Origin of the sequence: Niallia nealsonii (genome assembly GCF_002835805.1) — a bacterium.
Lineage (GTDB): Bacteria > Bacillota > Bacilli > Bacillales > Cytobacillaceae > Niallia > Niallia nealsonii.
Window position 1 is genome coordinate 1 of sequence record NZ_PISE01000036.1, and the last position, 17494, is coordinate 17494.

Here is a 17494-nt window from a genome sequence, read left to right on the forward strand (position 1 = left end):
CTAACATGCCTTAATGACTAAAATACCAAATAAAATGGAATATTCCTTAAAAAAACAATGAACAAATTATGAACAAATCCAACTAATAGATCGAGGACTTAACTTTAATATATGATTACTCTAACTTTCTTCTTACTCCATAATCTAGTTTTCAAGGAATAATTTTTTAAAAAAACCTTGCGAAAAATATCAAAATGAGATATAATAATTTATGTCTTTGAGAAAAAAGTCTGGTGGCGATAGCGAAAAGGTCACACCCGTTCCCATACCGAACACGGAAGTTAAGCTTTTCAGCGCCGATGGTAGTTGGAGGTTCTCCTCCTGTGAGAGTAGGACGTCGCCAGGCATACCATTTAATTATTCCGCAGTAGCTCAGTGGTAGAGCATTCGGCTGTTAACCGAACGGTCGTAGGTTCGAGTCCTACCTGCGGAGCCATAATGGAGAGCTGTCCGAGTGGCCGAAGGAGCACGATTGGAAATCGTGTAGGCGGGTAACCCTGTCTCAAGGGTTCAAATCCCTTGCTCTCCGCCATTTAAACAACAAGCCATTAATAATAATAAATTAAGGCCCATTGGTCAAGCGGTTAAGACACCGCCCTTTCACGGCGGTAACACGGGTTCGAATCCCGTATGGGTCACCAAATGGAGGATTAGCTCAGCTGGGAGAGCATCTGCCTTACAAGCAGAGGGTCGGCGGTTCGATCCCGTCATCCTCCACCATTAATTATTTAAAGTATTATCGTCGCGGGGTGGAGCAGTCTGGTAGCTCGTCGGGCTCATAACCCGAAGGTCGCAGGTTCAAATCCTGTCCCCGCAATATATGGTCCGGTAGTTCAGTTGGTTAGAATGCCTGCCTGTCACGCAGGAGGTCGCGGGTTCGAGTCCCGTCCGGACCGCCATTATTTTTGAAAATGCAATATGGCTCAGTAGCTCAGTCGGTAGAGCAAAGGACTGAAAATCCTTGTGTCGGCGGTTCGATTCCGTCCTGAGCCACCTTTTAAGGAATTATGGAGGGGTAGCGAAGTGGCTAAACGCGGCGGACTGTAAATCCGCTCCTTTGGGTTCGGCGGTTCGAATCCGTCCCCCTCCACCATTTATTTTAGGGGTATAGTTTAAAGGTAGAACAGAGGTCTCCAAAACCTCCGGTGTGGGTTCGATTCCTACTACCCCTGCCAAATGATTTTTATGGCGGATATGGCGAAGTGGTTAACGCATCGGATTGTGGCTCCGACACTCGTGGGTTCGATTCCCATTATTCGCCCCATTTTAATTAGCACATTTTATCAATTTAAGAATATAATATTATTGGGCTATAGCCAAGTGGTAAGGCAACGGACTTTGACTCCGTCACTCGTTGGTTCAAATCCAGCTAGCCCAGCCATTTCGCGGAAGTAGTTCAGTGGTAGAATACCACCTTGCCAAGGTGGGGGTCGCGGGTTCGAATCCCGTCTTCCGCTCCAAATATTATCTTTCTGGCGGCATAGCCAAGTGGTAAGGCAGAGGTCTGCAAAACCTTTACCACCGGTTCGAATCCGGTTGCCGCCTCCATAATTTGCTTATAAAGTTATTTAACTATTAATAAATTACGCCGGGGTGGCGGAACTGGCAGACGCACAGGACTTAAAATCCTGCGGTAGGTGACTACCGTACCGGTTCGATTCCGGTCCTCGGCACTTTAAAAAACTTATAAGCTATTACATGCCGGTGTGGCGGAATTGGCAGACGCGCACGACTCAAAATCGTGTTCCTCTGGAGTGCCGGTTCGACCCCGGCCACCGGTATCAAAGAACGTACAAAACGACGACTTATCATTACGATAAGTCGTCGTTTTGCGTATAATGCACCAGTAAATGGTCGTACGATTGCTGTCTTTCCTTTATATTAAGGAAAGGCTGTTTTTTCGCTTATCTAAAACAAGTGGATTAGCCGTCTACTATTATGCTCTGACCTTATATAGCGATATTCTTACATTGATAGGGTGACAGGTTAGGATAGGCTTAAAGCAGAAAAAAATTTATTCATAAGTAGCAATGTCTTACATTTTAAATATCATAGTTTTATTACTAACATCAATTTTTAGCCTTTTCGAGGCTACTATTACTTATGATGCGATTTATCGCAGCTAAAAAACAACGAACCTTTAATTCAAATATAAATCAAAGGTTCGTTGTTTTAATGTTATCTCTATTTTTATTATAGTTTTTTTTAACTCTTTATTATAGAAACGCTTGTCTATTAATGAAAAATTATTGATTAGACTTTTCATTTTATGCTTTCGTTTCTATATCCAAAGAATTAACTAAAAACAGGCTTTTTTTCGCTGAGTTGCAGAGTCTGTGCTGTGGATTTATGAATTTTGTGCAAAAGTTCTGGGTTTTCCATTAGTGTAATTCCAGAGGAAGGAATCATTTTTTTTATTTTTGGTTCCCACTCTTTTATGTGTGCAGGGAAGCATTTTGTTAGTACTTCAAGCATGACATGAACGGCGGTGGAAGCACCTGGAGAAGCGCCGAGCAATGCTGCTATGGAACCATCAGCGGCACTGACAACTTCTGTGCCAAATTGAAGGGTTCCTTTGCCTCCTGCTTCTGTATCTTTGATTACTTGCACACGCTGGCCAGCTACTACTAAATCCCAATCCTTACTTTTGGCGTTCGGGATAAACTCACGCAACTCTTCCATGCGCTGTTCTTTTGATAACATAACTTGCTGGATCAGGTATTTTGTTAATGACATGTTTTTTGCCCCTGCTGACAACATGGTTAAGAGATTGTCAGGTTTTACGGAAGCTACTAGATCAAACATTGATCCTGTTTTTAGAAACTTTGGCGAGAAGCCGGCAAATGGTCCAAACAGCAATGATTTTTTATTATCGATAAATCGTGTGTCAAGATGCGGAACAGACATTGGCGGAGCGCCAACCTTGGCTTTGCCGTATACTTTTGCATGATGTTTGGCGACAATATCCGGATTATTGCATACCATAAATATTCCGCTTACAGGAAATCCTCCAATATTTTTTCCTTCAGGAATACCGGACTTTTGCAGTAAATGTATGCTTCCACCGCCACCGCCGATAAAGACGAATTTTGCAGTATGAGATTCAGTCGCACCGCTATCGAGATTCCGTACTTTCAATTTCCACAAACCATTGCTAGTACGTTTAATATCATGAACACTATGTTTGTAGTTTATATCGACATTTTTACTCTCTAGGTGGTCAAATAACATGCGTGTTAAAGCGCCAAAATTGACGTCAGTTCCAGAATCGATTTTTGTTGCGGCTATAGGTTCATTTGATGGGCGATCTTGCATAATAAGCGGAATCCATTCCACCAGTTTTTTTGAATCATCGGAAAATTCCATCCCTTGGAATAGGGGGTTTTTTGATAGCGCTTCAAAACGTTTCCTTAAAAATGATACATTTTGTTCTCCTTGTACTAAACTTATATGAGGCAATTGTCTGATAAATTTCTCAGGCTGGCCTATCAGCTTGCTGTTTACAAGATGAGACCAAAACTGCATAGAAACTTGGAACTGTTCATTAACTGTTATAGCTTTACTAATATCTACAGATCCATCCGGTTTTTCGACCGTATAGTTAAGCTCGCAAAGGGCAGCATGACCCGTTCCTGCATTGTTCCATTCGTTGGAGCTTTCCTCTCCTGCGTTTGGAAGCTTTTCAAATACTGTAATTTTCCAGTCTGGCACTAATTCTTTCAGAAGTGTACCTAAAGTCGCACTCATGATTCCAGCACCAATTAAGATAACTTCTGTTTTAGTTTCTTTGTTGTTCATTTTTACCTCCCCTATATCCCTAAAATTCGCAGAAAGGATGCAGGCGCGACCTAGTCATACACCATTTCTGTTTTCCCTATAACTACATTATAGTGCATTAAGATTATTTATAGATGAAAAATATCTACTATATTGCTAAAATATAGTTTGCGTGAAGAAATATACTTAAGATAAACTGTTTCATTAGCTCCAAGCCAGCTATTAAAAAAACATAAATAATGAGTATTTAACCAACTGCCAAAATAGCATCATCAGAATTATTAAAAAGAGTATGTATTTTGACCGCTGGCATTTCACGAGACACTGGCCTTGGCTAAATTAAATAAATTTAGCCTCCTTTTAATGAAGCTAGTAAATAGTATAAAAAGTCCATGTTCTAATGAGTAAATTAGTTCTGATAATATATTAATGCTGAAGAAATAGGATTAAACTAACCATCTTTTTTATTTTAATATTCGTTTTTATCTAATAAGATTACTTTATAGTAATGCCCTATATATTACCAATTAATAAGGGAGAGGTTTATGAAATTTTCACCTCTGTATAGGGTTCTGCAAGGGCCATATGGAGAGACGCTAGAACAAAGAGCTATAGAAGGAAGTTATACTTATCGAATTAGAGAAGTTATCGAGCATATCATGCATAACTATGATAGGTCTTTTCGTATTGAAGAACTTGCGGAAATAGCGAATATGAGCGTTTCTTCTCTTCATAGATATTTTAAAGAAGTCCGATTCAGTTTCAAAAACAGCTAAGACTCCAGGAAGCACGACGCCTATTATTATCTGAGTCAGCAGTTGCGGCTGAAGTTGCATTCCGGATAGGCTATGAAAGTCCATCCCAATTTAGCCGTGAATATTCCTGCATGTTTGGTTTTCCACCTAAAGAAGATATAAATCTCCTAAGGGAGAAATGCGAAAAAAGAATCAATGTGTAAACTCTTTACTGAACAGTGAGCAAAAAAATTGGATTAGAAATATATTTCGTACTGCTGAATTAAAATGCAGTGGATGAAGGAGTGGATTTAATAATAGCTTTCTATAAAAAGATTACTTATACTAAAAATTTTCATGCAGAATAATCTTTTTATCAGAGAATCAACCTGTCATAATGAGTGCATTCCATATATTATTGTTCATGAAAAAGAAGTGAAATATTTGACTTTTATAAACATTTGAATTAATTTTAGTGGAAATAGTAGGATAAAAAATTAGCATAATATGAAATAAGTTAGCCATAAGATAAGTACGAAAGAAGTAGCTAGTGGTTATATGTACATCAGTTTTTTCAAAATGAGTGAGAGGTGGGAATATAACAATGAAGAATACGATTGGAAAAGCAATTTCTTTAGGACTTGGATTGGCAATTGCAGGGAAAGAACAAGTGGAGAAAACAGTAGAGGAGTTAGTGAAAAAAGGAGAGGTAACAAAGGGTGAGTCAAAGGAACTTATTGAGCATTTGTTGCGTAAAGGGGAAGAAATGAAGGGGCAAATGGAGGCAATTGCTCGGGAAAAAGTTTCTTCTGTTTTTGCGGAGAAGGGGATTGCGACATTAGAGGATATGAAAAGGCTTGAAGCACGAATTGAGGCGCTTGAACGACAAAATGCTGATAATTAATTAAAGTGGGTAGGTATAATGGGAGCAAGTAAACGTATTAGACAAATGCATCGTTATCGGAAAATAACATCTATTCTTGCTCGAAATGGAATTGGCTTTGTTTCTCAAAAAATGGGATGGGAAGAGAAGTTTTTATTCCATAAGAATGCAGATCCTAAAAGTACTGGCAGACGCATTCGGTTACTTTTGGAAGAGTTGGGAACGACCTTTATTAAGCTGGGGCAAATTGCTAGTACAAGACCGGATCTTTTTTCTGCTGATATTCTGAATGAATTAAAGGAATTACAGGATATGGTGCCCCCGTTTACATATGAAGAAGCGGTTCAAATTTTGGAAGAAGAACTAGGAAGCTCTGTAACAGAATTATTTCAGTATTTTTCAGAAAAGCCGCTTGCTGCTGCATCTATCGGCCAAGTCCATCGGGCGATATTAAAAGATGGTTCAGATGTTGTGGTGAAAATCCAAAGACCTAATATTTTAGCTTTAGTAGAAACCGATTTAGAGATTGTAGCAGACTTGGCAAGATTAGCAGAAAAGCGGATGGAATGGGCTAAAAGATATCACCTTCTTGATATTATAGAAGAACTTTCTAAGGGTTTGCTTTTGGAATTGGATTATCGCATTGAAGCGCGGAATATGGAGAAGTTTAAACAGTTTAATAAACCATTGGGATATGTCAGTATTCCAACGGTTTATTGGGACTATTCCACTAAAAAAGTATTAACAATGGATTATATAGATGGAATAAAGTTAACAGATCAAAAAAGATTAGAGGATGTAGGGCTAGATCGCTCTGTCTTGGCTGAACAATTAGCATATATTATTTTTCACCAAATATTAAATATTGGCCATTATCATGCAGATCCCCATCCTGGGAATCTGCTGGCCCTTCCAGATGGCAAGATTGCGTTGCTTGACTTTGGCATGGTCGGCCAAATATCTCCTTATACAAAAAAAAACTTAGCTTCTTTTATCATTGCTCTTCGCAATAAAAGTACAAAAGGAATTATAAGAGCCATATCGGATTTAGGTATGATTCCAGAAGATGTTGATATAAAAAAGTTAACAGCAGATGTAGAGGTAATGAGGGAAAAATATTATGATATTCCACTTCAAGAAGTCAGCATGGGTCAAGCCATTAATGACTTATTTCATATGGCTCATCAGCATCATATCGGCATACCAACTGAATTAACGCTTGTTGGTAAGTCTCTTATGACGATGGAAGGAGTCGTAGCAGACTTAGATCCAGATTTTAGTGTTTTTGATGTAGCAGAACCATTTGGCAAAAAGCTAATATTAGATCGTTTTAATCCATGGAAAATGGTGAAGAATTGGATCGAGGATGTGCCAGATTATATCGATCTATTAAAGGAAGCTCCATTAAGCATCAAACAGTTCTCCAGTTTAATGAGAAAAGGGAAAGTAGAAGTAGAAGTCACTTCTCCGCAATTAGAGACATTAGTAAAAAAAATGGATCGAATGAGCAATCAAATGTCTTTTAGTATTGTACTGTTGGCATTAAGTATTGTAATGGTCGGTTTAATTATTGGTGTAGCACTTAGTGGGGTTCATACAGTGCTTTGGAAGCTCCCAATTATTGAAATAGGCTTTGTGATTGCGATGTTCATGTTTTTATGGCTGATTTATTCTATTTTTCGATCAGGAAGATTTTAGAAGGTTATAAATAAAAATACTAGTTTATCTCGCATTAACGGGCTTTTGCCCCCACCTCAAGATTATGAGAGAAAATGAGAAATCTAGGTGGGGGACAACTGTCCATAAACAATCAGCAGAGAATGAAGAATCTCCCACTGATTGAAGGTTCACTCTATAAGCGGTTGGAAGTGAGGAAGATAGCTGCTTTTTTATTTATCGTGCTTGGTATCATTATCACATTTGTTTTATTTCTTTTTATGAATCTTACCTATGTACTATGTATGTTAGAAGGAGGATGTATTGGTTTGCTTTTTTATATTGCAGTAGTGGTAGGGAGAAGAGAGTCAAAATAATAAATGGATTCTGTATAGGCTTAATGCAAGTGTTGTTTTTCTTGCATTAAGTTTTTTTTATATGGATTAAAGGAAGGTTCATTATGGTAATAGACTCTGTTTAGAAATATAACTTTAATACTCGTCATACAACTGTTTCCTTGCTTTAATTGTAATTACTAGTAAAACAAAATAAAATTATAAGGGGATTTAACTGATGGATAGCCAGATAAAAAGTTTTTTTGACATGCTGCAATCTGTGGATAAGAATGAACAATATGCTGCTTCTAATCAGCTGATGGAACTGACAAGCCATAAGGTGAATTGGGCATATGATGTTTGGGGCTAATTAAAAGAAGAACTTACAAGTCTTAATAATCATACTAGGCTAAGAGCAGCCCAGTTTCTTTGTCAATTAGCGATAAGCGATCCTGAAAAAAGAATGCTCCGAGATTTTCCAGTAGTATGGGAAGTAACAAAGGATAAAAAATTCGTAACAGTAAGATATAGCTTGCAATCTATTTGGAAAATAGGATTAGCTGGAGAAGAACAAAAGAGCATGGTGTTAGTAGCATTAAAAAAACGTTTTATCTAGTGTACGGAAGAAAAAAATTATACATTAATTCGTTTTGATATTATTCAGGGGGGGAAGAAATTTATATGATCAATTGCAAGAAGCAAACTTAAAAGAATGGGCAAATGCGTTAATTCAAGAAGAGAATAATGAAAAATATAAAAAGAAATATGCTTCTGTTTGGAAAAAAAGTATAGAAAGATGGGGAAACCAATGAAGAGAAGATTTTCGCTTATTATTGTAATAGCAGCAGTTTTGTTGCTTACCGTATTGCTGCCGACTAATAGAACAGTTGCAGCAAAAGCAAAGGTTCTTTACACGGGAGAAACAACGGCGAGCACTTTAAATGTAAGAAAGTCGAATGGTACACAGTACAAAGTAATCGGCACATTAAAGAAAGGATCCAAAGTAGAGGTCGTTAAAAAAGAGGGCAGTTGGCTTAAAATCAACTATAAAAATGGCTATGGCTATGTCTCTAGTACATATGTAAAAAAAATCAGCAAGCTGACATCAAAAGCAGAGAGCGAAAAAATAGTCAATAAAATGAAAACACTCACCAAAAACAAGCAGCTTATTTTGGTAACAACGACAGGAAAAAAGGAGACAAGTGCTCTTATTCAAACATTTTCTAAAGACAAAAATGGAAAATGGAAGCGAGTAAAGTCCGTAAAAGGCATTGTTGGGAAAAATGGCATACAAAATCAAATATCTGAAGGCTCTAAAAGTACGCCAGCAGGGAAGTATAGCATAACATCTGCTTTTGGAAGAAAGGCAAATCCAGGCACAAAACTTCCTTATCATCGAATTACAAGTGATGATGTCTGGGTGGATAATGTGAAATCAAAATATTACAATACCTTGCAGTCTAAGAAAAAAACAGGGGAAAAAACAGAAAGCATGAATATTCCTCAATATGACTATGGGTTTGTTATTGACTATAATACGAAACGAGTTAAAGGCAAAGGCAGCGCTATATTTTTTCATATTGCCAAAGGAAACTATACGCTAGGATGCACAGCTGTATCAAAAGATAATGTTGCATCCATATTAAAGTGGCTTGATCCAAATAAAAAGCCAGTTATTATTCAAGCAGTTGAAAGTGATTTATCAAAATACTAAAACAAGAAAACAGCATTTCTATCTATTAGATGCTGTTTTTTATTGTGAATTATTATGTAAAAATAATAGTAGCGTCAAGCGATTAGCTCTTTTCTTTCTATTTTACGAGTTACAAAGGAGGAAACGAAAATGCTTATTTCATATAGAATAAGTAAAGGTACTGTAATTAAAAGTTGGGAAAGAACTTCTGGCGGTGCAATGAGTCCTGCGATGATTAGGATTACAAAATAAGCATATTTTCTACATTTTTTCATAGTAGAGGGAGATAGTAGCTGCAGTTTTGTTAAAAATGCAATAAGAATAGGCATTTGAAACAATGCACCAAATGGCAGTACCAGCTGCATCATAAATTGGAAATAAGTGTTTAATCCGATCGTGTTTTTAACTCCTAAGTCTTCTCCAAATTGAAACATAAACTTTAAGGCAAATGGAAATACAATTGTATAAGAAAAAAGGATACCGATTAAAAATAAGCAAAAAATAATTGGGATATAATAAAGAGCTGTCTTCTGTTCATGTTGATGCAGCCCTGGTTTTACAAATCCCCATAATTGATACAATATAATTGGTGCAATTAATATAAGAGCAAGGATAAAGGCTACCTGCATATAAATATGAAATGCATCTGTTACTTTAAAAACATTAAATGTTACTTGAACCGGCATATCATCTTTCTTAAGCCAAAGAATCAGGGGTTTGGCAATTAGCATTCCGATAATAAAGGCGAAAAAAAACGATATGGCAATAATAATGATCCGGGTTCTCAATTCTTTTAGATGAACAGAGAGACTCACAGATTGGTCGTTCATTTTAATGGTTCCTTTGCGGAATTATGTTTTTTATCTTCTGATGGAGAGGCATCCTTTGGTTCTTCTATCAATCCCTTTGTAGCCTTTTTAAATTCCCTTAATGTTTCCCCAACAGATCTTCCTAATTCCGGTAGTTTTTTTGGTCCAAAAATAATTAATGCCGCTCCAACAATAAGTGCAATATTTCCAGGTCCTAATGCCATTTTGTCGTCTCCTGTCTAATTGATAATAATTTTCATGAAAATTGTAAGCCTAACGTATTTTATTGTCAATATATTTAAATATTTGAAAGTTATTGACATGTTTTGTATAGGGGTATATGATCATGATAATCATTATCATGATCATCATTAAATGGATAGAAAGGGGGAGGATTTTTTGATAGTCAGCTCTCATTTTGCAAATAGAACAACATCTGTTTTTAGATGTTTATTAAGTGCCATTATTTTTACTGTTTTTTTTATTTTTTCAACTTTTTCGGCAATGGCAGCAGAAAGCCCGAATGCATCAGAACCTTTAAATGGGATAAAACAAACGGTCAAGTCAATTGAAGAAAATGATTTTGCAAAAGCATCCATCTATTTTCAACAAGATAAAAAATGGTGGACACAAAATAAACAGAAAATTAAAAATAAATCATATGATCTTGCCCAAAAAATAGATAGGCAAATTGCTGAAACATCGCTAGGTCTTGCAACAAAGGATTCTGAACAGGCACAAGCAGCCTTACATACATTACAAGGCTTGATAGAAGATTATCGAGATGGAGCTTATACAGATAATCAAGGAAATACAAAGATTACACTCGCAAGCTATGTTGAAAAATTAGAAAATACTAAAAAATTAATAAAACAAAAGGATTATGGTTTAGCAGAAACACAAATTCAAGACTTGCAAAAGCAATGGCTGACTGTGGAAGGGGATGTGGTCAGTCAATCACAGGCAGCATATGACAATACAGAACGTGATTTAATGCTTTTGTCAGCATATATACAGGATTCAGAGACACAAACGAAAACAGCAGATGTACTTACTAGTATGATTTCTACATTAAAACCATTTGCAAACACTACCTACACATGGTTCGATGCAGCATTAATTCCTTTTCGGGAGGGACTTGAGGCATTGCTGATTATTGCCACCTTGCTAACATTTGCAAAAAAGGCAAATACGAAAACAGCAAAAAATTGGATTATTGGTGGAACCGCTGTTGGATTGACCACTAGTTTTGCATTGGGAATGGTGGTTGCATTTTGGCTATCGACATTAGCATTCGGACAAAACAATAATTTAATTAATGGCTGGAGTGGCGTTATTGCGAGTGGGATGATGCTTTATGTCAGCTACTGGCTGCATAGCAATGCAGATATAAAAAAGTGGAATGGTTATGTACAATCAAAAAGCGATCAAGCCATATCTAATGGGAAAATGGTTTCTTTTGCACTGCTTGCTTTTTTATCCATTGTAAGAGAAGGGTTAGAAACAGTTGTCTTCTTAATAGGGATGGCAGGCAAAATGCCGCAATCTGAATTGATGGCAGGAATACTTGCTGGTGCGGGCTTTTTATTTATCATTGCTTTTCTTATGTTGAAATTTGGAGTCCGCCTCCCACTTAAACCATTTTTCTTGGCATCTAGTGGAATTGTTTTCTATTTATGTTTTAAGTTTATGGGATCAGGAATACATAGTCTGCAGCTTGCAGGAGTTTTCCCTTCGACTGTAAGAGAATATCTTCCGTCTATTCCCGCTTTAAGCATCTACCCATCGTGGTACAGCTTTTTGCCACAGCTTTTATTTGTAATAGCAGGAATTGTTATTATATTAAATAATCAACTAAAGAGAAATACTGCAAAAAATATTGCAGCATAAGGAGGAAATAATGAAAAAGTTTTATGTATTATTTTTATCTATTGTAGCGGCAGCGAGTCTTGTTGCTTGTAATTCAGCGACAACAACAAGTTCTAGCAATACAGAGACTGATCAAAAAGAAAAAGAGCAGGCAACAACAATTAAAACAGAAGTAAAGGAAATGGAGGAAGAATTGCAAGGGGTAGAAACTGCTGTTAAAGCAAAAGACAAAGAGGCATTAACAGATAAGGCTGCTGCTATGCATAAACATTGGTTGGAATTTGAAAATAATGTAAGAGATTTATATCCATTGCTTTATACGGATATAGAAAAATATGAAACGCCAATTTTTTATGAGTCTAAAAACGAAACACCGGATTTCACCGCATTAACCGATAATGCAGCGGGCTTAAAAGTAGCTCTGCAAGAAGTGGGAAATGCAAAAGAAACAAAGGAAAAAACGTCCGAAGTAATGGAGCAGGCAGTTAAAAATTATCAAGAATATGTTTCAGAACAAGTAGGACTTTTAGTAGAATCAACTAAAATATTTGCTGAAGCAGTAAAAGCGAATGATATAGATAAATCCAAAGAATATTATGCTAAATCTCGGGTCTATTATGAAAGAATTGAGCCAATTGCAGAAAGCTTTGGAGATTTAGATCCAAAAATTGATGCACGCATTAATGATGTGGAAGATAAGTCAGAATGGACAGGCTTCCATGTAATAGAGCAATCTATTTGGGAGAAAAATTCATTAAAAGGCATGGATAAATATGCAGATCAACTAATGACAGATATTATAGCATTACAAACAGAAGTAAATAAACTTACGCTAGAATCGAAGCCAATGGTAGCAGGAGCGATGGAGCTGTTGAATGAAGCCGCAACGACTAAAGTTACCGGGGAAGAAGAAGCATACTCTCATATTGATTTGGTTGATTTAAATGCGAATGTGGAAGGATCAAAGGTTGTTTATCAGGCAATTATACCTGCATTAAATGAAAATGACGCAAAATTAGCAGATGATATTGATAATGCTTTTAATAAAATGGAAGAAATTCTTGCTAAATATAAACAAGGAAATGGATTCATTTCTCATACGGATTTAAAAGAAGAACAAATTCGTGAAATAAGCGATCAATTAAGCCATTTGTCTGAGTTGATGTCACAAACAGGAAAAATCTTTTAAGTACTAAGGGGTTAGGGTATGAAAAGGAAAAAAGAGAATTCTAAAAACTCTGGAGATAAACAAATAAAATCGTATACAGAAAAAGGACTAACCCGGCGCGAACTATTGAAGCTTTCTGCTGTTGCAGGAACGGGAATTGCTATTGGGGCATCAGGTCTTGGCACAATATTAAATGTAGTAGATAAAGTGGATAAGAGAACAGCAAAATCAACGGCTGCCGCTGTAAAGGAAGAGGGAATTTCTTTTTATGGAGAGAAGCAGGCAGGTATTGTTACTTCTCAACAAACGTATTGCTATATTGCTAGTTTTGATATAAAAACAGAAAATAGAACAGAAGTAAGGGAACTTTTGAAAACCTGGACAAAATTTGCAGACTTAACAACCAGCGGAGGCACTTTAAAAAGTACTGATAATGATATGCTGCCACCAAATGATACAGGAGAAGCAACAGGTCTTGGCATAGCTAATTTAACCGTTACTGTTGGGTATGGTGCAACATTTTTTGAAAAGGACGGGAAGGATCGTTTTTCCATTAAAGATAAACGACCTAAATATTTAGAGGGAATTCCCCATATGGCTCATGATAGTTTAGCAGAGGAATATTGTGAAGGCGATATTTGCGTTCAAGTATGTGCAGATGATCAGCAGGTAGCTTTTCATGCTATACGTAATATGATTCGTCTATCATCAGGGACTGCAACGGTTAAATGGCTAGAAGAAGGTTTTTTGCGTGCACCAGCTAATGAAACGCCACGTAATTTATTTGGTTTTAAAGATGGTACGGCCAATAAGGAGCATGATTCTGAGGAAGGCTACCGCAAGATTGTTTGGGCAGAAGAGAAAGAACCTGATTGGATGAAAAATGGTTCCTACTTAGGTTACCGTAAAATTCAAATGCTCCTTGAAATTTGGGATCGTTCCTCTTTGTTTGAACAAGAAGAAACATTTGGACGGAATAAGCAGTCTGGAGCTCCTTATGGGGGGGAACTTGAATTTGATGCCGTAGATGTATCACAGATGCCAGTGGATTCTCATGTGCGTTTAGCAAAGGAAACGAATCAGCAAATACATCGCAGAGCTTATTCCTATACATCTGGCATCGATGCAAAAACAGGAACATTAGATGCTGGCTTGCTGTTTATTTGCTTTACAAGCAATCCTTCCAAGCAATTTTTGCCGATGTTAAGTGTGATGGGCAAAATGGATAAGTTAAATGAATATACGATTCCGGTTGGAAGTGCATTATTCGCCTGCCAAGGAGGGCTTGCACCAGGAGAGTTTTTTGGTGAAAAAATATTTAATTGAGCAAAAAAAAGAACAGCTTTTTTATATGAAGTACCGTTAACTGTTGAGAGACTGCTTGTTCTTTTATGTCTGTTAAAGCTAATATTTCTAAAACTTGAATCTTTAGCGGGAGTGAGCTAGAATTTTAAACAATCTGCAAACAATGCCGAGTTATTGTTTGCAGATTGTTTTGTTTCTAAATAATGTTTTTTTGAGGCAGCAACTATAAAAATTAAGCTTCTTCTTCCTCTTCAATAAATGGTTTGTTGATAAAATAATACATAAAGCCCATAAAAAATACGCCACCGATTAAATTTCCTATTGTGACAGGGATAATATTGCGAATGACACTGACAAAATTAATGGAAGGATCTTGATTTAATACTAATGCAATAGCAAATGTACACATATTTGCTATACTATGCTCATATCCAGAGATGAAAAAGCAGAAAACAAACAGCACCATTGCAAATAGTTTAGGCCCATCTCCTTTTAATGTCATAGGAATAAAAAAGGCTAAACAAACAAGCCAATTACACAGAATAGCTCGGAAAAACAACTCGGAAATAGGGGCATGTACTTTATGCTCTGCAACATTTAGCAAAAATCCATTTACTTCCGCTGAGTTAAATAAGCCTGTTAAATAAATTAATAAGGCAAACGTTGCAGCTCCGAGAATATTCCCTGCATAACTTGTACCCCATACCCTAAATACATCAGACCAAGGGATTTTTTTTCGCAGTGCAGCATAGGTAAAGTAAAAGGTATTGCCTGTAAATAAATCTCCGCCTCCATATGCAATTAAGATAATAGCAGCACCAAATACGAGAGCTGCCATTGGATAGGCCATTGGCGAATCTACCATATAAAAGAAGTTTCCAGTTTTAAAAGCTACAATTACCCCAAAACCAATAAACATGCTTGCAACCATAGAACGCAGAATGGATCTTAAGCGACTTTGTTTAAATATCTTTAATTTTTTTAATGCCAAAGCTTCTACTTCTGCTAAATATTTAACTTCCAAATCAGTACCCTCCTAAGACTAGTTAAAACAAATATAATTTTTTCATAAGAAAAAACCAATTGTATAATCAATAACTAGTTTTATATATAGTGAAAATATTCTTAATTAAGTGTACAAAACTTGTCGATATTTGGCTATGTAATAGGAAAAAAAGATTTTAAATCTTGTCAAAATTATGTCTAATCATAAGGGGAATCAAAGTAAATCTTCTATATAAGTAATATTCCTTTAAATGGTGATAATTAACCATTTCGTAAACTTTGTTATTTTTAAAGCAAATTAGTGGGTTAGAGTGGAAATTAACGGGATAGCTGAATGAATGAAACCATAAAAAACAACAACCAATGGGAAAACAGCCTTGTAAATTAAAAAATATAGAAGATAGACTGATTATTGCTTATTTCCTATTAAAAGGCAGTAAAGCAAAGAGGATAAATAAAATGAAAAAAGTGAATTATCTGTAAATATACATAATTTATGCACTAATTTTCAGAAAACTTAGTCATGAATCTTAAAGGTTGAAAAAGAATAAAATGAATAGATATACTATTTTAAAGGTTTTTATATTGGAAATAAAAAATATAATTTTTAATGTAATATTTTCTTACAAATGTATGGACTTTATATTTATTCAATTTTACAATGTATGTAAGTAGAATTTTTTGAAGATAAAGGGAGTGAACCGTTTATGATGCCAGTCTATCGCATCTCTATGCTAGTTACAGATCAACCGGGAGTATTGGCTCGTGTATCCAATTTATTTGGTGCATATGGCGTCAATATTGAACGGATAACAACAAAAAAATATAAAAAAGAAGAAACAACACGCATTCGTATAGCGAGTTGTGCAGAACATATTCAAGTACAAAATTTAGTAGTCGGTTTGCAAGGGTTAGTGGATGTAATAGAAGTTGAGACTGCAACTGTTCAACAATCTCCATTACAGCAAAAACTCCATGAAAAAGCAAATGCTATACAGGAATTAAATGCCCGGAAAACATTAAGCAAAAAGGTATCTTTTTGGCTGGTGGCTTGCAGTTTGTTTCTCACACTCTTTGGAACAAATATCCCTGCATCTCTTTATACATTATATAGGCAAGAGTGGGGGCTTTCATCTGGAATGATTACCCTGGTATTTGCCTTTTATGCCTTTACAGTCATTCCTGCGATTATAGTAGCAGGACAGCTTTCTGATCAAATTGGCCGCAAAAAGGTACTTATTCCAGGAATATTTTTTGCGATAATTGGAACGTTTTGTTTTACGATTGCCAATGGAGTAGGCATGCTTCTTATTGGAAGACTATTTCAAGGACTGTCTGTTGGAATATTAAATGGAGTGGCAGTATCTGCACTTATGGAATTAGATGAAAAGAGAAATACGAAAAGAACAGCATTAATCTGTGCGCTTGCTGTTACGCTCGGCAATGCGATTGGTCCGATCCTTTCTGGTTTATTAGGAGACTTTGCTCCATTTCCATTAAGATTATCTTTTTATATTCATCTGCTATTTATTGTTCCTAGTTTTATAGGATTATTTTTCCTAAATGAAAATGTTCGTCCAGGTCTACAGCCTGTTCAGTTAAAGAAACCATTTGTTCCAAAAGAAATCATAAAACCATTTATACTTGCTTCATGCACGTCGTTTGTAGCGTGGTCCATTATCAGTATGTTTATGTCTATTATCCCGGCAAATCTGTCCAGTTTTACGAAGGTAAACAGTTTAACTATCTCAGGTATTGTAGTTGCATTAGGACTAGTTGCAGCAGCGGTTAATCAAATTTTGCTAAAACAATTATCTTTAAAGAAAATGATCAGCATTGGCTATAGTTTATTAGCTCTTGGACTTATATTATTAGTGATTACATTAAGTACTAAATCTTTAACATTGTTATTGATTTCCGCCATTTTAATTGGCGGCGGAAATGGACCAGCGTATGCAGCAAGTTTGGCGTTAGTGAATGAGGTAGCACCCAACAGAATCAAAGGAAATATTGTATCGACTTTTTTTGTCATCACTTATTTAGGTGTGAGTATTCCAGTCATTTGCTTAGGCTTTCTCTCACAAACAATAGGAGTGGCAGCGGCTGTAAATAGTTACGTTCTAATAATGGGAATAATTATGATAATAATGATTGTATATGGAGTCAAACAGCAAAAAAATATTTTTCAGAAATAAACTGTAGTAAATAGCAATCATTAGTAGATTCATGAGGCTATTATAAAAATAACCAAGGATGCAGT

Annotated in this window: 13 protein-coding genes, 15 tRNA genes, 1 rRNA gene and 1 pseudogene; 26 read left to right on the forward strand and 4 right to left on the reverse strand. The window is 36.1% G+C overall.

What is annotated here, in order from left to right; translation table 11 throughout:
- The first annotated feature begins 229 nt into the window (after nucleotides 1–229).
- The 16 genes from rrf to CWS01_RS15805 all read left to right on the forward strand — a co-directional run bounded on the left by rrf (nucleotide 230) and on the right by CWS01_RS15805 (nucleotide 1781).
- Nucleotides 230–346: ribosomal RNA gene (rrf, locus tag CWS01_RS15730) — 5S ribosomal RNA — on the forward strand.
- Between the two features lie 15 nt (nucleotides 347–361).
- Nucleotides 362–436: transfer RNA gene (locus CWS01_RS15735), tRNA-Asn, on the forward strand.
- Nucleotides 437–440: 4 nt separating this feature from the next.
- Nucleotides 441–532: transfer RNA gene (locus CWS01_RS15740), tRNA-Ser, on the forward strand.
- Nucleotides 533–566: 34 nt separating this feature from the next.
- Nucleotides 567–641 (forward strand) — tRNA-Glu (locus tag CWS01_RS15745).
- Nucleotides 642–644: 3 nt separating this feature from the next.
- Nucleotides 645–720: transfer RNA gene (locus CWS01_RS15750), tRNA-Val, on the forward strand.
- Nucleotides 721–743: 23 nt separating this feature from the next.
- Nucleotides 744–817, forward strand: a tRNA-Met gene (locus tag CWS01_RS15755).
- Between the two features lie 5 nt (nucleotides 818–822).
- Nucleotides 823–899: transfer RNA gene (locus CWS01_RS15760), tRNA-Asp, on the forward strand.
- Nucleotides 900–920: 21 nt separating this feature from the next.
- Nucleotides 921–993 (forward strand) — tRNA-Phe (locus tag CWS01_RS15765).
- 16 nt (nucleotides 994–1009) lie between these two features.
- Nucleotides 1010–1093 (forward strand) — tRNA-Tyr (locus CWS01_RS15770).
- Between the two features lie 8 nt (nucleotides 1094–1101).
- A tRNA-Trp gene (locus CWS01_RS15775) sits at nucleotides 1102–1175 on the forward strand.
- Between the two features lie 13 nt (nucleotides 1176–1188).
- Nucleotides 1189–1264, forward strand: a tRNA-His gene (locus CWS01_RS15780).
- Between the two features lie 42 nt (nucleotides 1265–1306).
- Nucleotides 1307–1381: transfer RNA gene (locus CWS01_RS15785), tRNA-Gln, on the forward strand.
- A gap of 4 nt (nucleotides 1382–1385) precedes the next feature.
- Nucleotides 1386–1460, forward strand: a tRNA-Gly gene (locus CWS01_RS15790).
- Nucleotides 1461–1474: 14 nt separating this feature from the next.
- Nucleotides 1475–1548, forward strand: a tRNA-Cys gene (locus CWS01_RS15795).
- A 39-nt stretch (nucleotides 1549–1587) separates the two neighbouring features.
- Nucleotides 1588–1673 (forward strand) — tRNA-Leu (locus CWS01_RS15800).
- Nucleotides 1674–1700: 27 nt separating this feature from the next.
- Nucleotides 1701–1781 (forward strand) — tRNA-Leu (locus CWS01_RS15805).
- A gap of 514 nt (nucleotides 1782–2295) precedes the next feature.
- Here the strand turns inward: CWS01_RS15805 and CWS01_RS15810 are convergent.
- Nucleotides 2296–3798, reverse strand: coding sequence for a malate:quinone oxidoreductase (locus CWS01_RS15810; protein WP_101178145.1), 1503 nt, complete (start codon nucleotides 3796–3798; stop codon nucleotides 2296–2298).
- Between the two features lie 539 nt (nucleotides 3799–4337).
- Between CWS01_RS15810 and CWS01_RS15815 the strand changes: the two are divergent.
- From CWS01_RS15815 to CWS01_RS15840, 6 genes and pseudogenes are all read left to right on the forward strand, one after another.
- Nucleotides 4338–4735, forward strand: a pseudogene (locus CWS01_RS15815) (helix-turn-helix domain-containing protein); the annotation flags it as partial.
- Between the two features lie 380 nt (nucleotides 4736–5115).
- Nucleotides 5116–5415 (forward strand): phasin family protein, encoded by a 300-nt coding sequence (locus CWS01_RS15820; protein ID WP_101178146.1) that lies wholly within the window; start codon nucleotides 5116–5118, stop codon nucleotides 5413–5415.
- An 18-nt stretch (nucleotides 5416–5433) separates the two neighbouring features.
- Entirely contained in the window at nucleotides 5434–7092 is a 1659-nt protein-coding gene (locus tag CWS01_RS15825; RefSeq protein WP_101178147.1) for an ABC1 kinase family protein, read from the forward strand.
- Nucleotides 7093–7166: 74 nt separating this feature from the next.
- On the forward strand, nucleotides 7167–7427 hold the full coding sequence (locus CWS01_RS15830) for a hypothetical protein (protein ID WP_101178148.1): 261 nt from the start codon (nucleotides 7167–7169) through the stop codon (nucleotides 7425–7427).
- Nucleotides 7428–7623: 196 nt separating this feature from the next.
- Entirely contained in the window at nucleotides 7624–7755 is a 132-nt protein-coding gene (locus CWS01_RS23355; protein WP_328588926.1) for a hypothetical protein, read from the forward strand.
- Nucleotides 7756–8193: 438 nt separating this feature from the next.
- Nucleotides 8194–9099, forward strand: coding sequence for an SH3 domain-containing protein (locus tag CWS01_RS15840; protein WP_168714413.1), 906 nt, complete (start codon nucleotides 8194–8196; stop codon nucleotides 9097–9099).
- A 74-nt stretch (nucleotides 9100–9173) separates the two neighbouring features.
- Here CWS01_RS15840 and tatC read toward each other — a convergent pair whose 3' ends face one another.
- Together tatC and CWS01_RS15850 are read right to left on the reverse strand one after the other, a co-directional pair.
- The gene (gene tatC, locus CWS01_RS15845; protein ID WP_101178150.1) at nucleotides 9174–9908 is read right to left on the reverse strand and encodes a twin-arginine translocase subunit TatC; all 735 of its coding nucleotides are present in this window, start codon (nucleotides 9906–9908) and stop codon (nucleotides 9174–9176) included.
- Entirely contained in the window at nucleotides 9905–10111 is a 207-nt protein-coding gene (locus CWS01_RS15850) for a twin-arginine translocase TatA/TatE family subunit (protein ID WP_101178151.1), read from the reverse strand. The genes tatC and CWS01_RS15850 overlap by 4 nt, the downstream gene beginning before the upstream one ends.
- A 178-nt stretch (nucleotides 10112–10289) precedes the next feature.
- Here CWS01_RS15850 and CWS01_RS15855 point away from each other — a divergent pair, with 178 nt between their 5' ends.
- The 3 genes from CWS01_RS15855 to efeB are packed head-to-tail and all read left to right on the forward strand — an operon-like array spanning nucleotide 10290 to nucleotide 14250.
- Nucleotides 10290–11777 (forward strand): FTR1 family iron permease, encoded by a 1488-nt coding sequence (locus CWS01_RS15855; RefSeq protein WP_407938575.1) that lies wholly within the window; start codon nucleotides 10290–10292, stop codon nucleotides 11775–11777.
- A gap of 10 nt (nucleotides 11778–11787) precedes the next feature.
- Nucleotides 11788–12945: an iron uptake system protein EfeO gene (gene efeO, locus CWS01_RS15860; RefSeq protein WP_101178153.1), complete on the forward strand. Its 1158-nt coding sequence runs from the start codon at nucleotides 11788–11790 to the stop codon at nucleotides 12943–12945.
- A gap of 18 nt (nucleotides 12946–12963) precedes the next feature.
- On the forward strand, nucleotides 12964–14250 hold the full coding sequence (gene efeB, locus CWS01_RS15865) for an iron uptake transporter deferrochelatase/peroxidase subunit (protein ID WP_101178154.1): 1287 nt from the start codon (nucleotides 12964–12966) through the stop codon (nucleotides 14248–14250).
- A gap of 211 nt (nucleotides 14251–14461) precedes the next feature.
- Here efeB and CWS01_RS15870 read toward each other — a convergent pair whose 3' ends face one another.
- The gene (locus CWS01_RS15870; RefSeq protein ID WP_101178155.1) at nucleotides 14462–15253 is read right to left on the reverse strand and encodes a formate/nitrite transporter family protein; all 792 of its coding nucleotides are present in this window, start codon (nucleotides 15251–15253) and stop codon (nucleotides 14462–14464) included.
- A 688-nt stretch (nucleotides 15254–15941) separates the two neighbouring features.
- Here CWS01_RS15870 and CWS01_RS22785 point away from each other — a divergent pair.
- On the forward strand, nucleotides 15942–17429 hold the full coding sequence (locus CWS01_RS22785; protein WP_101178156.1) for an MFS transporter: 1488 nt from the start codon (nucleotides 15942–15944) through the stop codon (nucleotides 17427–17429).
- Nucleotides 17430–17494: the final 65 nt, after the last annotated feature.

Bases quoted from the DNA above. Each gene is read 5' to 3' on its own strand.
- CWS01_RS15840 (WP_168714413.1), top strand. From the start codon at position 8,194: ATGAAGAGAAGATTTTCGCTTATTATTGTAATAGCAGCAGTTTTGTTG.
- CWS01_RS23355 (WP_328588926.1), top strand. From the start codon at position 7,624: ATGGATAGCCAGATAAAAAGTTTTTTTGACATGCTGCAATCTGTGGAT.
- CWS01_RS15850 (WP_101178151.1), bottom strand. From the start codon at position 10,111: ATGGCATTAGGACCTGGAAATATTGCACTTATTGTTGGAGCGGCATTA.
- efeB (WP_101178154.1), top strand. From the start codon at position 12,964: ATGAAAAGGAAAAAAGAGAATTCTAAAAACTCTGGAGATAAACAAATA.
- tatC (WP_101178150.1), bottom strand. From the start codon at position 9,908: ATGAACGACCAATCTGTGAGTCTCTCTGTTCATCTAAAAGAATTGAGA.
- CWS01_RS22785 (WP_101178156.1), top strand. From the start codon at position 15,942: ATGATGCCAGTCTATCGCATCTCTATGCTAGTTACAGATCAACCGGGA.
- CWS01_RS15820 (WP_101178146.1), top strand. From the start codon at position 5,116: ATGAAGAATACGATTGGAAAAGCAATTTCTTTAGGACTTGGATTGGCA.
- CWS01_RS15830 (WP_101178148.1), top strand. From the start codon at position 7,167: ATGAGAAATCTAGGTGGGGGACAACTGTCCATAAACAATCAGCAGAGA.
- CWS01_RS15825 (WP_101178147.1), top strand. From the start codon at position 5,434: ATGGGAGCAAGTAAACGTATTAGACAAATGCATCGTTATCGGAAAATA.
- CWS01_RS15810 (WP_101178145.1), bottom strand. From the start codon at position 3,798: ATGAACAACAAAGAAACTAAAACAGAAGTTATCTTAATTGGTGCTGGA.
- efeO (WP_101178153.1), top strand. From the start codon at position 11,788: ATGAAAAAGTTTTATGTATTATTTTTATCTATTGTAGCGGCAGCGAGT.